Here is a 14970-nt window from a genome sequence, read left to right as displayed (position 1 = left end):
CTCGTCATTCGCTTCGCTGTTCGCCGCATGCTTCGGCGCGCGATACGTCAGGCGAACACGTGGGATGAATGCGCTAAATGAAGATCAGCGCCCGAGGCCGCCCATCATCGTGTACTTCAGTTCGGTGTATTCGTCGAGCCCGTACTTCGAACCTTCGCGGCCAAGCCCCGATTGTTTGACGCCGCCAAACGGCGCGACTTCGGTCGACAAAATACCTTCGTTGATGCCGACCATGCCGCTCTCCAGCGCTTCCGCGACGCGCCATGCACGCGCCAGGTCACGCGTATAGAAATAGGCGGAGAGGCCGAACGGTGTGTCGTTGGCCGCCGCGATGGCTTCGTCTTCCGTCTTGAAGCGAAAGCACGCTGCCACCGGGCCGAAGGTTTCTTCCGCGGCGATCAGCATCGACTTCGATGCATCGATCAGCACGGTCGGCTCATAAAATGTGCCGCCGAGCGCGTGCGGCTTGCCGCCTGTTAAAACCTTTGCGCCTTTCTGCAATGCGTCGGCGACATGCGCTTCCACCTTCTTCAGCGCCGCCTGGTTGATCAGCGGACCTTGTTCGACCTCACCTTGCAGCGCATTGCCGACACGCATCTTCCGCACCGCTTGTGTCAGCGCCTGCGTGAACGCATCGTAGATACCGTCCTGCACGTAAAAGCGATTCACGCACACGCAGGTCTGCCCGGTGTTGCGGAATTTCGAAGCCATCGCGCCCTGTACGGCCGCATCGATATCCGCATCGTCGAACACAATGAACGGGGCGTTGCCGCCAAGCTCCAAAGACAGCTTCTTCAGCGTATCCGCCGACTGCTTCGCGAGCAGTTTACCGACGCGCGTCGAGCCGGTGAACGACAGCTTACGCACCACCTCCGACTCAGTCAGCACGCCGCCAATTGCCACTGCATCTCCGGAGACAATGTTGAACACGCCCGGGGGGATGCCAGCTTTCTCTGCCAACACTGCCAATGCCAAAGCGGACAACGGCGTTTCTTCGGAAGGCTTCAGCACCATCGTGCAGCCCGCCGCGAGCGCCGGCCCAGCCTTGCGCGTAATCATCGCAAGCGGGAAATTCCACGGCGTGATGGCCGCGACCACGCCGACCGGTTCGCGCGTCACGATGATCTTCGCGTTCGGATTCGGGCTCGGGATCACGTCGCCATAACTGCGTTTGGCTTCCTCAGCGAACCATTCGAAGAAGCTCGCCGCGTAGCCGACTTCGCCGCGTGCTTCGGCAAGCGGTTTGCCTTGCTCGCGCGTCAGCAGTTCAGCGAGCGCGTCGCGGTTCTCGAGCATCAACTCGCCCCAGCGCCTGACGCGCGCGCCACGTTCTTTTGCAGTCAACGCGCGCCACGCCGGAAAAGCGCGTTCAGCCTCGGCAACGGCCTGCGTCGTTTCCGCCGCGCCGCCCTTGGCGACTTGAGCGATTACCTCGCCCGTCGCAGGGTTCAGAACGGGGTACGTGCTCGCGCTTTCGTACCATTCACCGCCAATGTAGTGTCCGGTTCGGAGAAACTCGTTCATGCTGCCTTCTCCAGGTTCTCGACGAACGTGCCTTGCGCAAGCCGCGCGTCACGAGCGATGCGTTTGCCCGCGGTGTAGTCGTTGATCAGATCGCACGGGGTGTAGTTGCGTTCGAGCTCGAACAGTTCGTCGGCGGAGAGCTTCGTACCAAGCGCGGCCAGCGCGCTGTCGAATTGCGCCGGCGTATCCGCACCGACCAGCATGCTGACAACGCCGCCATGGTTCAGCACCCACGCCTGCGCGATCTGCGCAGCCGACACGCCGCGCCGCGCCGCCACGCGCGCCACCGAAGCAGCAATCTCGCGAGAGGCCGTATCGCCATACATTTGCGCAGTGAAGAAGTCGGTCTGGTTTCGCGTCGAGTTCGGATCGCAGGTCAGCAGACCACGCGCCAGCGGACTGAACACCGACACTCCGACACCCTGATCCTGGCAATACGGGATCATTTCGCGTTCTTCCTCGCGATACGCAAGGTTCAACTGCAGTTGCATGTTGATGGGTTTGTGCCAGCCATTGCGCTCGCAGACCTGCATGATCTTCGCGAACTGCCACGTGTACATCGTCGATACGCCGATATAGCGAGCCTTGCCGGCACACACGATATCGTTCAGCGCGCCCATCGTTTCCTCGACCGGCGTGTTCACGTCGAAGAAATGCAGCATGTAGATATCGACGTAATCCATTCCCAGGCGCGTGAGCGACGCGTCGATGCCGTCCATGATGTGCTTGCGCGAATGGCCGCCGGCGTTCTGATACGTGCCCATGTCGTAGCCGACCTTGGTCGTCACGACAATCTCTTCACGCCGCGCAATGCGCTTCAGAATGCGACCCACCACTTCTTCGCCCACACCAGTCGAATAGAAATCGGCGAGGTCGATAAAATTGACGCCGGCTTCCAGCGCGTGGCGCACGATCGGTTCGCTTTGCGCTTCGTCGAAGATCCACGGCTTCCATTGCGGCGTGCCCATGTTCATCGTGCCGAGACACAGACGCGACACCTTCAGACCTGATTGGCCGAGGCGAATGTATTCCATAGTGCTTGTCTCCTTCCTGATCACATTCAGTAGCGCACGCAGCAGCACCACGCCTCTCACGGCGCGCGAACCGCGTTGCGTGTGATTAACGTTGTTTCGGGGTGTAGAACGGATTCGATACGTCGCGCGCGGCGGCAAACACCTCATCGCGATGCGGCAGGCCCTTCATCGCCGCGAGAATCGCGTTCTTGCACGCGCGGTAGTTGTTCTCGAAGACGGCGTCGAGATCGTCGGTGGCCGGATTGACCCAGTTCGCGGACACCACCACCCAATCGTTCTCCGCTTCGGGCGGCAACGTGCCGTTCTCCAACGATTCGGCCACGGCTCTCGCGATGCCGGCTTGCGAAGCGCCCCATGTCGCGTTGCCATGAAAATCACTGCCGATCTGCGCCTTGTTCACATAGAGCGTCAGCGGCTTGGTCGGCACACCCGGCCGTGCGATCACGACAAACGGCGCGTGCCCTGCTGAAGGCGTCGCCAATGCCGTAGCGAAGGCCTGGCCTGCGGGGCCGTTGCGCGGGCCGACCAGCACGTTGATATGCGCGAGATTGACGCCAGGACCTTCGAATCCTTCGCCGATAAAGAGTTGTTTGTCCGTCGATACGCTCATGGTCTTTCCGTCGAGGTTGAGTGGATGACCGATTGTGCTGCGCGGCCTGCGCGACCATGTATCGATGAGTTTTGATCCGGGGTATGAGGCGAACTCATCTCCGGGTTTGCCCCGTGCACACCAGGCGGCACATTGAATGGCGCATCGACTCGCACACCCGGACGAACGCAAAGGTGAGACTTTTCGGGACTCGCAATGACAAGCCTCGAATCGAGACGAAAGGTGAACGCATCGAAGGCCGCGCACGCACCAGCGGCGCAAGGCTCAGCAGCTAGGCAAAGTCCGAGGAAAAGACAGTGTGAGAGTCGAGCGATGGGTTAAGCGATTCTTCGCATAGCCAGGGAACGCCCACCAGCAAAGGCTGGCGCGGGTTTCGAGCAAGGTTGCGACACCACGAGGCACAGCCGGGATGATCGCACCGCAAGGTGCGTCATCCGACAAAACCAGGCTCACCGAAACAACGAATCCTGGTGCGGGGCGTCTCGCGAAACCCACGGCGCGCGTTGCAAGCTCACGCGAAAGGTGAGCGTTTTCGGGACCCTCTCAGCGGTGCGAGAAAAACCCGACGCGACTTCACTTCAGAAAAATTCGGCGCGTTGCGAGCGCAAGCGCCATGGTCGAAACGTACTTTAGCCTTCGATCAGAAAGCGCTCGCGATTCTTGCCCGCGAGCCAGCCCGGCGAGCGACCACGCCCGCTCCACGTCTCGCCGGTTTTCGGGTTTCGGTACTTGGCTACCGAAGGCGCTTTGCGCACCGCGGCACGCTTACTCGTAAAACCCAGCTCTTCCGCGGTCAGATCGTACTCGGCAACCTTCTGCTTGATCTCGGCAATCGCCTGCGCGATTTCCTTTTCGCGCGCCACCGCAACTTCCTTATGGAGCTTTTCAAGCTGAGCAGTTAACTGTTTATATGAGGCCATGGCGGGTACTCCGATCGATTTGACGAACTGCGCGGTACGGACACTTGCGGACACTATCAGACGAATAAAGTGCCGGATAGAGCGGCCCGCTCAGAGTGCGCCATGACTGTCCGCCGTTCACGGCCGCCCGCTCAACTGCTGCCGGCTACGCACTCAATCGTCAATTGCATCGTACACGCGGCGCTCGAAATCAACCGACATTGGGAAGGGTTCGACAGCACGCCGCTGAATCAGCATGAGACCGATCAAGTCCTCCACCGGATCAGCAAACCAGCTCGTGCCATACGCACCCGGCCAGCCGAACGAACCCATTGAGCGATAGCCAAGCGGCAACTGTTGCGCCGGGTCGTCGACGACGGACAAGCCGAGGCCAAAGCCCTGGCCTGCCCACAGCACATGACCGAACGCCGGCACGCGCCGCTGGTCGCGGGTCAGAAAATTCGAGCGCATCAAATCGACCGAGCGATGCGACAGCAGACGTGTCGAGCCGACGCGTCCGCGCCCGAGCAACAGTTGCGCGAACTGCAGATAATCCTGCGCTGTCGAGACAAGGCCGCCGCCGCCGCTCTGGAAGCGGTCGGGATTCGCCCAGCGGCTCGCCGACGGATGATCTTCCACCACGCGCCGCCGTGTGCCCGCCTCGACGCCGTACGCCGTCGCCAAACGCGCGAGTTGCGCGTCGGGCACCCAGAACGCTGTATCGCGCATGCCGAGCGGTTCGAAAATCCGCGTTCGGAAGAAGTCACCGAGCCGCATGCCGCTCACGCGCTCGATCAGCACGCCGAGGACATCGGTTGCGATGCCGTAATGCCAGCGCGAACCGGGCTGAAACATCAACGGCAAGCTGGCTATGCGCGCGAGCCACGCGCTGGCATCTCCGCGCGCTTCAATGCCGTTGAAGGCCGCCGCGTAAGCTTCGGCCAACGGTCCAGTGGCAGTGAAGTGATAAGCAAAGCCGGCGCGATGCGTGAGCAGATCGAGCACGGTAAGTGGCGCTCTGACCGGGTCGGTTTCATCGAGCGGCCCGGTGGGGTCGCGCAGCACGGATGGCGCAGCCAGCTCCGGCAGCCACAATGAGATCGGCGTGTCGAGCGCGAGTCGATCCTCTTCGATCAGCATCAGGATCGCCGCGCTCGTCACCGGTTTGGTCATTGACGCAATGCGAAACAGCGTATCGCGCTCCATGGGCAATTGAGCCGCTTCGTCGCGCAGGCCGAGCGGCTCGAAGTAACCGATTTCGCCGCGCCGCCAGACCAGCGAAACGACCCCCGCTACTTCGCCGCGTTCCACATAGCCCTGCATGGCGTTCGTGAGCGCCGTCAGCCGCGTGGCTGAAAGTCCTGCTGGTTGCATGCTCCTCCTGAATTCTTAGGTGTTACGTTCCCTAATTTCTGCCGGAAACGTTACCCGATCAGACGGTACACGTCACCCTCCAGCTATGGACAGTTACGCTTTCTGCCGGTCCTCCAATGCGGCGAGGGCCGCATTGAGCCGTTTGACGCGATTGGCCTGTGCCGGCACCAGTGCCGCTCCAGACACCGAGTTAATGCGGTTACGCCAATACGACAGCGGGATGCGGTCTTCAGCGGAAATATGCGTGATTACATTTTCAAGGTGTTGGATATCTTTCTCGATTTGGAGGTGATTCATTGCTTTCCCCGGAATTACTCATTGAGCCAGTTTAAAAGCATAAAGCGTGCCCTGATTACTCCAGAAACTCCGCTGAAACGGAAAATTTTTCTGAAGCAGATAATGTGGACCGCCGCAAAACCGGCAAAACCTGCGCATTGTTTTTTGATTGTGAGCCGGCCAGATGAGGATACTGCGGCGAAACTTCGCGTTCCGTTAGATGCCGCACCGACTTGGCTTGACGGCGAAAACCGGGCGCTTTTTCGTCAGAGCAAACAACTAAACCAATAATCTCGAAGCAGTTCGATCAATATTCATCGTGCATGATAACCATTTCGGCGAACGCACATTAGAGCCAGATATTTATGACGGTCATATGCTTTTCGCATGGCAGCGCTCGCCGTATGCGCCGGTTTGTCCCGGTTAAACGGTATCCGCGAAGAGAGGGAGACAAGACAGACGCCGTCGTGGCCGGGCGGCGGGAGCACGGAAGGAAGAAAGGGTTAATCGCACGCATCGCGCCAGCCATCGGCCGGCGTGGCGTCATTTCGCCCGGCAGGCGTAAATCAGACTGAGCGTGCCGTTGTCGCGGGACTGGCGCACGACGTCGAAGGCGCCGCCGCAGGCAGCGCTTGCCTGCTGCGAGCAGGAGTCCGAGCCCGCCGGACATTGGACCAGCGTAGTTGGGCGGCCGTCCGACAGAAACAGCGGCGCGCTACTGCTGCAACTGCTCAGCATGGCGATTGCGGGAAGCGCCAGCGCGGCACAGGCACCGCGCGCGAAAGAGGAGAGACTGCGTTTCATTTGAAACCCCGATCACGTCTTGTTTTTCGATCACGCGATTGTGCCACGCGGCAATTACACTACGCCACGTGATGTAGCGGGACTTCGTCACACCTCGATGCCGTATGCCGCGATCTTCTTATAGAGCGTCGCGCGGCCCATACCGATCTGCATGGCCGTCTCGATCACACGACCGCCGTTGGCGCGCAAAGCGTCGCCCAGGAAGCGTTTTTCGAACGCAGCCATGGCGTCGCTCCACGACGTGGCTTCGGTCGTCTCCGAAGCAGCGTCTGAAGCGTGCGCTTCAGAACCCGCGGACACGGACGGACGAAGTCCGCTTCGCGCCGGGCCGATGAACGGCGCCAACGCACGCGCATCGATGCGCTCGTTGTCCGAGAGCACCACCGCCCGCTCCAGCGTGTTACGCAACTCGCGCACATTGCCGGGCCACCCATACGAACACAGCAGCCGCAGGGCATCGTCCTGCAATTCGAAGTGACTGGCGCCGCGCGCTTGCGCCGACAGGTCCTCGAGCATGGCGTAAGCAAGCGCTTCGATATCGGACGAACGCTCGCGCAGCGCCGGCGCCTGGATCGTCAACACGTTCAGCCGATAGAACAGGTCCGCGCGGAAGCGTCCTGCCGCGACCAGCGCCGGCAAATCGGCCGAGGTCGCGGCGATGATCCGCACATCCGCGCGCACGATCCGGTTCGAACCCAGTGGCTCGAACTCCTTGTCCTGCAGCACGCGCAACAGCTTGCCCTGCAAAGGCAGCGGCATGTCGCCGATTTCATCGAGAAACAGCGTGCCGCCGTTCGCCAGTTCGAACTTGCCGACTCGTCCTTTCCGGTCGGCGCCGGTATAGGCACCCGGCGCGGCGCCGAAGAATTCGACTTCGAGCAACGTGTCAGGAATCGCCGCCACGTTGACGGTCACGAGCGGCCAGTTTGCCCGCGCCGATCCGCCGTGAATGGCATGCGCCAGCAGTTCCTTGCCCGTGCCGGTTTCGCCGAGCAACAGCACCGGCGACTCGAGCTGCGCGGCACGGCGCGCCTGGCGCTTCACTTCGAGACTGGCTGCGCTCGTCCCGACAAAACTGCCGAATGTGTATTTCGCCCGTCTTGCCTGCGCGAGCGACTGACGCGTCGCGATCAACTCTTCCTGCACACGCGAGTAGTGGGAAAAAAGCGGCGTAAGCGCTTTCAGCTCATCGAACAACGCGAAACCCACCGCGCCGACCGTTTCACCCGCATCGTCTTTCAACGGCAGCCGCGTCACGACAAGCGGCTCGCGTCCGGTTTCGAGGATGTCGAGCAAAATCGGTTTGCCGGTTTTCACCACCTCGCGCATCAGGCTGTTGGGAATCACCTCCTCGCAATCCCGGCCAATCGCCTGTTCCGGGTCAGAAAACCCAAAGCGCGCCGCATAACGCTTGTTGATCCAGACGACGCGCGCCTCGGCGTCAACAATGAAGGTGCCTTCGCTGAAGTTTTCGAACGTGCGGAAGAGCGAATCCATCGCCCGGCGGAGTACGTCGCCGTAGGTAGCAGGAAGCCCCGCCCAGTCGTTCATCATGGTGTCGCTGTCTCCGGCTATCGTTCTATTTATGCATATCTCATTTCGTGGACAAGCTTATCTCATCAGCGAGATCGCCAGCAAGCCGATTCCATAAGGGTTTAACCTCGGTTAGGCCTATGTTCAGCTGATTTGCGTCCCGTTTTAGAGACGTTTGGGTACAATCGGCCGCATCACGTTTCGAACTTCGGCCTGTGAAATCAACGGACAGGCCGTTGCGGCGTGCGTGGCATGGAATCTGCATTTGCGGGCGCCGGGCCGCCGCACTCATCGGGACGGCGTACACGTAGAACAACCAAGCTTTGGAGACTCAATGTCCTTTGTTATCGTCCTCGCCGCGCTGGCGTTTCTGATGTTTGCCGCGTATCGCGGCTACAGCGTCATTCTGTTCGCGCCGATCGCCGCCCTCGGCGCGGTGCTGCTGACCGACCCGGGCGCCGTCGCACCCGTCTTTTCCGGCATCTTCATGGAGAAGATGGTCGGCTTCGTGAAACTTTACTTCCCCGTGTTTCTGCTGGGCGCGGTGTTCGGTAAAGTCATCGAACTGTCCGGCTTTTCTGAGTCGATCGTGGCCGCGGCCATCCGCTACATTGGCCGCTCGCGCGCCAATGCGGTGATCGTCGCGGTGTGCGCGCTGCTCACCTACGGCGGCGTGTCGCTGTTCGTGGTGGTGTTCGCGGTGTATCCGTTCGCCGCCGAGCTGTATCGCCAGAGCAATATTCCGAAACGCCTGATGCCTGGCGCGATCGCGCTCGGCGCGTTCTCGTTCACCATGGATTCGCTGCCGGGCACGCCGCAGATCCAGAACATCATCCCGACCACTTTCTTCAAGACGACGTCCTGGGCCGCGCCCACGCTCGGCGTGATCGGCTCGCTGTTCATCATCGTGGTTGGCCTCACGTATCTGGAATGGCGCCGCCGCGCGGCAATGGCGACGGGTGAAGGCTACGGCACGGAACTCGTCAACGAACCGGAGCGCGTCGAGTCGAAGCAACTGCCCCATCCGCTGCTGGCTGTCGCGCCGCTGGTGCTGGTCGGCGTGGCGAACTTCCTGCTCACCCGCTGGATTCCGAACTGGTACGGCGCGACGTACACCATCGCACCGGACATCCTGCCGGGCATCCATGCGCCGGTCACGACGACGATCAAGAGCGTTGTCGCGATCTGGGCGGTGGAAGGCGCACTCCTGCTGGGTATCGTGATGGTCGTGGTGACGGCGTTCGGCCGCGTGCGCGAACGCTTCGCGGTGGGCACCAAGGCGGCGGTTGCGGGCGCACTGCTGGCTTCGTTGAATACGGCGTCGGAGTATGGTTTCGGTGGCGTGATCGCGGCTTTGCCGGGTTTCCTGGTGGTGAGCGACGCACTGAAGAGCATTCCGAATCCGCTCGTCAATGCCGCGGTTTCGGTGAGCTCGCTGGCGGGTATCACGGGTTCGGCATCGGGTGGCATGAGCATCGCGCTCGCGGCCATGTCCGACACGTTCATCAAGGGCGCGGAAGCGGCGCATATTCCGATGGAAGTGCTGCACCGGGTCGTCGCGATGGCGAGCGGCGGCATGGACACGCTGCCGCATAACGGCGCGGTGATCACGCTGCTGGCGGTGACGGGTTTGACGCACCGCCAGTCGTACCGCGATATCTTCGCGGTGACGGTGATCAAGACGCTGGCCGTTTTCTTTGTGATCTCGGTGTATTACATGACTGGGTTGGTTTAATAGCGCCTTACGAGGAAAACCGATTCCAAACCGGACGCGCCAAAACAGCGGCGCGTCCGGAACATCCGCTACGCTTGACCCCGCAGTATTTCAATGTTTTGATTTGGACGCGTGAAATAAATCACAAGAAATAGCGACCCATAATCGGGGCATCCGAATGTCCAACAAAACGAAAGCGACCGCTGTCCTCGCACTGGCGCACAGTCTATTCGCTGCCGTCCTGTTCGCCGGCTACGCCACTGCCGCCTGGCCGGACGAACGGGACCCCGTTGCTGCCGATCTGCACGAGACCGTCGTTCAGGTTCCGATGACCGAGCACGGCATCTTCGGCGAACATACGCGGGACATCGTCGCAACAACCTATATGCCCGACGGTACCGGCCCATTTCCACTGATCGTCCTGAGCCACGGCAATCCGCCGAATGCTCGCGACCGCTTCAAGGTCGGCCGTTACCGTAAGCTCGCGCAGATTCGCGAGTTCGTCCGCATGGGCTTTGCGGTGATCGTGCCGATCCGGCGCGGCTATGGCGCGACCGGCGGCTCGTTCGCCGAGGACACCGGTTCATGCAAGAACCCGGACTTCGAAAGCGCCGGACGGGAGGCCGCTCAAGACCTGCTCGCCACCATCGAATTTGCGGACACGCTGCCGCAAGTCGATCGCAACAAAGTGATACTCGTTGGTCAATCCGCTGGCGGCTTTGCATCATTGGCAGCGGCGAGCTATGCCCCCAAAGGGCTCATCGCGGTGGTCAACTTCTCCGGTGGCCGCGGTGGGGACCCAAGCCGGCATCCGGGGCAGCCCTGCGCCCCGGAACAGATGGCGAAGACGATGGCGCACTTCGCCTCGACCACACAAGTCCCCGAGCTATGGCATTACGTCGAAAACGATCAGTACTTCGCACCGGAGGTCGTCAAGACCTGGTTCAGTGCGTTCGAGTCGGCCGGTGGGCATGGCGAACTGATTGTCGAACCGCCGTTCGGCCGGGACGGTCACGGCATGTTCGCGGTGGACGCTGCCATACCCATCTGGCTGCCGCATGTCGAGCAATTCGTCACGCCGATCGTTAAGGCGAAACAAACCGCCCTTGTGCCTTCATCACACGCCGACGGTGCGGCCGCGTCACCCTAGTCGACGACGCGCCACGCTCCAGATTTTGGTCAGTTAGTTTAGGGCTTCACCACTCGAAGTTCGCCAGGCCACTACCCTCATGAGCTCAAGCCCCGCCTTCTGGATGATCCCGTCCGCCCCGACGCCCGTCGGACCCTTCTCACATGCCACCGAAGCCGACGGCTGGGTCTTCCTAACCGGTCAGATGCCGACTTCGCCCACCGACGACAGCGCGCCGCTTCCGGACGGCGTCGTCGCGCAGACTCAACGGGTGATGGATAACCTCGTACTCGTCCTAGAAGGTGTCGGTCTAGGACTGCAACACGTGGTCGCCGTGCGCATCTTTCTGACGGAGTTCAAGCGCGACTACGCGGCGATGAACGAGACCTACCGCGCCTATTTCCCCGCCGACGCGCTACCTGCCCGAACCTGCATCGGCGTCACCGCGCTCGCGCGCGAGGCACTGGTCGAGATCGACTTCATCGCGAAGCGGCCGGATTGATCCGGCCACGACCGAAACGCCGTTGGCAACGGCGCCTGGATCAATGCATCGACGCTTCATCCAGCCCGAAGTGATCGCACATCGCCTCGTGCAGCGAGATCGCACGTTCGTCCATTTCGGTCGTCCAACTTTCGCTGCTCTCGCATAGCCGCTGCAGCTCGCGACATTGCCGCGCGAACTGCCGTTCCTGCACCACGAGGAACCCGCCGGCTGCGCTATGCGCCCAGCCGCCCAATGCTTCCCGGTCTTCCTGCTCGACAATCGCCATCAACCTGGGTAGATCGCTCTGCAAGTGCTGCTTCAGCAAGGCCGTGTAACGCGTCTTGTCGTCCGCGCTGAGCGAATTGGCCGGATCGGCGGTTGCGCCGGCCGCAGCCGCAGCCGAAGTCACCGGCGCCACCGCCGCATCTGCCGTCACGGTTGGCCGTGACGTTGCCGCCCGCGACCCCGCCGGTCTCACCGCGAGCAACGCCGTTTCCAGCTCGCTCAACGACGCCGGCTTCGCGACATAGCCGCTAAAACCGCGTTCGCGCCAGCCTTCCTGCTGCTGATTGTCGGTGACCGCGCTAAAGGCCAGCACCGGCAAGTCCGTATGCGCTTTGCGCAACGACGCCAGTAGTTCGTAGCCGTCCATGACCGGCATGTGGATATCGGTCAGCACGACCTCGAAGTGTCCCTGCTCGAATGCCGCCAGCGCTTGCCGACCGTCGCCGGCGACCGTCGGCACGCAGCCGAGAGCCTCGAGCTGCTCGACGATCAGGGTCTGGATCAGCGGATTGTCTTCTGCAACCAGAATCGTCAGATCACGCAGCGCCGGATTGACCGTTGGTTGCGGCGCCACCGGGGCGTCGCTGGACAGCGTCGCCCTATTGCCAGCACCGTCCGCGCTATCCGTCGACAGATCGACTGCCGACAGAATCGCCGTACGGCTGAACTCACTGGCTTCGATCACACCGTCGGCACGCACAGCCGGACGATGCGGTCCGCTGCGGGTGATCCACACCACGCCGACAGGCTGCGTCGCGCGCAACTCAGCGATCGCGTCGAGGCCGTACTCACCGGTCACCACCAGCACATCGGGCCGGTTCACTCGCAGCCATGCTTGCGCGCTGTGCATCGATGTCACCGTTTGCACCACCCGCCCAACGCGGTGGAACCAGCGCTCGAGCATCTGGCCCGACTCTCGCTCCTGGCACAGAACGAGCCCATTGCCTCGACGCGCCGGCTCGACAACCGGCGCACGCAATGCACCAGGCGGTGGTGCAAGCGGTATCGAAACGCTAAACGCGCTCCCCACGCCCAGCACGCTCTCAACCGAAATATGCCCGCCCATGAGTTCGCACAGCCGCGCGCAGATCGACAGACCGAGCCCGGTGCCACCGTAGCGGCTCGAGGTACTCGCCTCGCCCTGTTCGAACGGATTGAAAATGCGCGCTACCAGTGCCTGATCCATGCCGATACCGGAATCGCAGACCCGGAAGGTCAGAATCGGGCGGCCTTGCAGATCGTCCTGCACTTCGCCGTTCAGCGTGATCTTGCCGCTCGACGTGAATTTGAACGCATTGCTCAGAAGATTGTTGACGATCTGCGCGATGCGCGTGCGGTCGCCAAGCACCATCTGGTCGAGTGTCGGCGACAGATGCGAATAAAAGCGAATCGCACGATCCGCCTTCATCGGTGCGTAGGAGAGCGCGATGTTTTCGAAGTCGTCGATCGGACGGAACAATTCGCTTGCGAGCTTCATCTCGCCGGCGTCGATCTTCGAAAAGTCGAGAATGTCGTTGACGATGCGGCGCAACGCCTCGGCCGCCACGTTCAGCGCGGTGAGCCGTTGCGCATGCGCATCGAGTCCAGGTGTGCGCGCAAGCAGTTCGAGGTTGCCGAGCAAGGCATTCAACGGCGTGCGGATTTCGTGGCTCATCGCCGCGAAGAAATTCGAGCGCGCCCGCATCATGGTTTCCGTACTCTGCTGCGCGAGCCGCAGCTGCTGTTCGAGTGCATGCTGCGTGGTCACATCGAGAATCGCGCAGAACAGCACGTTTTCGCCGGCGTAACGCGCGGCGGCGTAGGTGAGCTGCAGGAACTGCCCGGGCGCGCCCGCGTCTGGTTGCGGTTGCGACCCATCTGGTTGCGGCCGATTGGATCGGGCAGGCACGACAAAAGCGGCGACCTTCGCAAATGCGGTCACCGAAGGCTTGTCTGGCGCCTGCGCCGAGAACTCACCGACGATGTGCGGCGGCAAGCGGTTGCTGCCCGGTTCGATATGCAGCAATTCGGCGGCTATGGCGTTGGCGTTGATGATCGAATAGTCGTTTTGCCGGACGATGCACAACCCGATCGGCGTCGCGCTAACCAGAATGTGATTGATTGTTTCGCTTTCCAGAGCGCGCGTTGTTTCCGCGACACTATTGCGCAACAGACGCAGACCCCAGAAACGCGCCGTCAACGCGATCGCCAGCAGGACCAGCAGCGTGAGAGCGGCTAGCGTCACCAGATGCCAGCTGAGCGCGGCAGCCAGTGCATACCACGACATATAACCGACCAGCGAGCCGAGACCCGATATAAGCGGCTTGCTCAGAAATACGCCGTTTCGAATGTAGTGATAGGTGTTGGGCGTCACGCCGGCGAAAGCGGCCTGCAGCATTTTCGCCGTGGACTCATCGACTGGCGGCGATGCAACGATCAAGCGGCGATCCACCCCCATCAGCATCAAGCTTCCTTCATTGGTGGGGCGGGCGAGAAGGGCAGAAAGCGCGTCGAGAGGGATGCTCATCACGATCAGCGTGGTCGGTGTATCGCCGTTGTAGTGGACACCCACCGCTGAGATCACCGGGATGCCTTGCAGCGGATCGCGATACGGACCAATCCAGATAAGCTCACCCTTGCCAGGCACACGCTTGCCGGTTCGCGCCTGCAACTCGCGTTCGAGTGCGTCGCGCAGGACGCTGACGAGCGTCGGCTGCAACACCGGCGGAATCGCGGCATGGGCGGTCGCGCCTGTCGCCGGTGGCACGAGTGACGGCAGGATCGCGGCATAGTCTTCGTTCAACCCGATCAGCACCGCGCGTTGCCGCAATTCGAAGGCTAACTGGGTCACCAGTGTGGACTCGGCCGCGTCGTACAGGCGCCATAGCTTCACGCTGAACGCCGGACCCCACGCCTTGCGCGTTGCTTCGCTAACCAGCACGTCGAACTGCTCGCTGCCCCTGTCCACCGTGCCGCGCCCGACGCCGGTCTGCAATACCGATTGCTCGACGCTGTCCGGCACACTGAGCACGCTATGCGTGTCTTGATAGTAGTCGAGAGTGAATTCGGCGCGACGTAGAACCGACTCTTCACGGTGCAGCGCCAGAGAGATATCAGCGGCGTTCTGGACGGCGATGGCGCGCCGGTAGTCGAGTTCCTTACCCACAGCAAGAGCCGCAAGCAACAGCGCGGACAAGACGATGATCAGCATCAGCAAAGCGATCGTCGCCAGGTACACCCGCTGTTGACGTTTCGCGTTTTGCGCGAGCGAAGCAAACGCGTGAGCCAGTGACTCCTGAGTACGGTCGAGGATCTTCTGCATCGT

Annotated in this window: 13 protein-coding genes; 4 read left to right on the top strand and 9 right to left on the bottom strand. The window is 61.7% G+C overall.

Annotated features, from left to right (window positions below; translation table 11 throughout):
* Nucleotides 1-84 precede the first annotated feature (84 nt).
* From R8871_RS07100 to R8871_RS07075, 6 genes are all read right to left on the bottom strand, one after another.
* A complete protein-coding gene (locus R8871_RS07100) occupies nucleotides 85-1524 on the bottom strand; it encodes an NAD-dependent succinate-semialdehyde dehydrogenase (protein ID WP_175049672.1) in 1440 nt (479 codons plus the stop codon).
* Nucleotides 1521-2558 (bottom strand): aldo/keto reductase, encoded by a 1038-nt coding sequence (locus R8871_RS07095; protein ID WP_175049671.1) that lies wholly within the window; start codon nucleotides 2556-2558, stop codon nucleotides 1521-1523. Before R8871_RS07095 ends, R8871_RS07100 begins: the two co-directional genes overlap by 4 nt.
* An 85-nt stretch (nucleotides 2559-2643) precedes the next feature.
* Nucleotides 2644-3168, bottom strand: a complete 525-nt coding sequence (gene fae, locus R8871_RS07090; protein WP_175049670.1) for a formaldehyde-activating enzyme — start codon at nucleotides 3166-3168, stop codon at nucleotides 2644-2646.
* A gap of 629 nt (nucleotides 3169-3797) precedes the next feature.
* Nucleotides 3798-4088 carry an H-NS histone family protein gene (locus tag R8871_RS07085; RefSeq protein WP_054034751.1) on the bottom strand — a complete coding sequence of 97 codons (291 nt, stop codon included), beginning with the start codon at nucleotides 4086-4088 and terminating at the stop codon, nucleotides 3798-3800.
* A 153-nt stretch (nucleotides 4089-4241) separates the two neighbouring features.
* Nucleotides 4242-5441 carry a serine hydrolase domain-containing protein gene (locus R8871_RS07080; protein ID WP_175049669.1) on the bottom strand — a complete coding sequence of 400 codons (1200 nt, stop codon included), beginning with the start codon at nucleotides 5439-5441 and terminating at the stop codon, nucleotides 4242-4244.
* 93 nt (nucleotides 5442-5534) lie between these two features.
* Nucleotides 5535-5738, bottom strand: coding sequence for a hypothetical protein (locus R8871_RS07075; RefSeq protein WP_175049668.1), 204 nt, complete (start codon nucleotides 5736-5738; stop codon nucleotides 5535-5537).
* A gap of 21 nt (nucleotides 5739-5759) precedes the next feature.
* Between R8871_RS07075 and R8871_RS07070 the strand changes: the two genes are divergently transcribed.
* The gene (locus R8871_RS07070; protein ID WP_175049667.1) at nucleotides 5760-6008 is read left to right on the top strand and encodes a hypothetical protein; all 249 of its coding nucleotides are present in this window, start codon (nucleotides 5760-5762) and stop codon (nucleotides 6006-6008) included.
* A 252-nt stretch (nucleotides 6009-6260) separates the two neighbouring features.
* Here R8871_RS07070 and R8871_RS07065 read toward each other — a convergent pair whose 3' ends face one another.
* Entirely contained in the window at nucleotides 6261-6521 is a 261-nt protein-coding gene (locus R8871_RS07065) for a hypothetical protein (RefSeq protein ID WP_175049666.1), read from the bottom strand.
* Nucleotides 6522-6608: 87 nt separating this feature from the next.
* Nucleotides 6609-8075 (bottom strand): sigma-54 interaction domain-containing protein, encoded by a 1467-nt coding sequence (locus R8871_RS07060; protein WP_175049665.1) that lies wholly within the window; start codon nucleotides 8073-8075, stop codon nucleotides 6609-6611.
* 313 nt (nucleotides 8076-8388) lie between these two features.
* Between R8871_RS07060 and R8871_RS07055 the strand changes: the two genes are divergently transcribed.
* From R8871_RS07055 to R8871_RS07045, 3 genes are all read left to right on the top strand, one after another.
* The gene (locus R8871_RS07055; protein WP_175049664.1) at nucleotides 8389-9789 is read left to right on the top strand and encodes a GntP family permease; all 1401 of its coding nucleotides are present in this window, start codon (nucleotides 8389-8391) and stop codon (nucleotides 9787-9789) included.
* Between the two features lie 157 nt (nucleotides 9790-9946).
* A complete protein-coding gene (locus R8871_RS07050) occupies nucleotides 9947-10918 on the top strand; it encodes an alpha/beta hydrolase family protein (protein WP_175049663.1) in 972 nt (323 codons plus the stop codon).
* A 79-nt stretch (nucleotides 10919-10997) separates the two neighbouring features.
* Nucleotides 10998-11399 (top strand): RidA family protein, encoded by a 402-nt coding sequence (locus R8871_RS07045; RefSeq protein WP_175049662.1) that lies wholly within the window; start codon nucleotides 10998-11000, stop codon nucleotides 11397-11399.
* Between the two features lie 40 nt (nucleotides 11400-11439).
* Here R8871_RS07045 and R8871_RS07040 read toward each other — a convergent pair whose 3' ends face one another.
* Nucleotides 11440-14967, bottom strand: coding sequence for an ATP-binding protein (locus R8871_RS07040; protein ID WP_175049661.1), 3528 nt, complete (start codon nucleotides 14965-14967; stop codon nucleotides 11440-11442).
* Between the last annotated feature and the right edge of the window lie 3 nt (nucleotides 14968-14970).

The organism is Paraburkholderia sediminicola, from assembly GCF_902859805.1.
GTDB lineage: Bacteria > Pseudomonadota > Gammaproteobacteria > Burkholderiales > Burkholderiaceae > Paraburkholderia > Paraburkholderia sediminicola.
This window is presented reverse-complemented; position numbering and strand designations above follow the sequence as displayed.

Bases quoted from the DNA above. Each gene is read 5' to 3' on its own strand.
- R8871_RS07045 (WP_175049662.1), top strand. From the start codon at position 10,998: ATGAGCTCAAGCCCCGCCTTCTGGATGATCCCGTCCGCCCCGACGCCC.
- R8871_RS07055 (WP_175049664.1), top strand. From the start codon at position 8,389: ATGTCCTTTGTTATCGTCCTCGCCGCGCTGGCGTTTCTGATGTTTGCC.
- fae (WP_175049670.1), bottom strand. From the start codon at position 3,168: ATGAGCGTATCGACGGACAAACAACTCTTTATCGGCGAAGGATTCGAA.
- R8871_RS07060 (WP_175049665.1), bottom strand. From the start codon at position 8,075: ATGATGAACGACTGGGCGGGGCTTCCTGCTACCTACGGCGACGTACTC.
- R8871_RS07040 (WP_175049661.1), bottom strand. From the start codon at position 14,967: ATGCAGAAGATCCTCGACCGTACTCAGGAGTCACTGGCTCACGCGTTT.
- R8871_RS07065 (WP_175049666.1), bottom strand. From the start codon at position 6,521: ATGAAACGCAGTCTCTCCTCTTTCGCGCGCGGTGCCTGTGCCGCGCTG.
- R8871_RS07095 (WP_175049671.1), bottom strand. From the start codon at position 2,558: ATGGAATACATTCGCCTCGGCCAATCAGGTCTGAAGGTGTCGCGTCTG.
- R8871_RS07080 (WP_175049669.1), bottom strand. From the start codon at position 5,441: ATGCAACCAGCAGGACTTTCAGCCACGCGGCTGACGGCGCTCACGAAC.
- R8871_RS07085 (WP_054034751.1), bottom strand. From the start codon at position 4,088: ATGGCCTCATATAAACAGTTAACTGCTCAGCTTGAAAAGCTCCATAAG.
- R8871_RS07075 (WP_175049668.1), bottom strand. From the start codon at position 5,738: ATGAATCACCTCCAAATCGAGAAAGATATCCAACACCTTGAAAATGTA.
- R8871_RS07050 (WP_175049663.1), top strand. From the start codon at position 9,947: ATGTCCAACAAAACGAAAGCGACCGCTGTCCTCGCACTGGCGCACAGT.
- R8871_RS07100 (WP_175049672.1), bottom strand. From the start codon at position 1,524: ATGAACGAGTTTCTCCGAACCGGACACTACATTGGCGGTGAATGGTAC.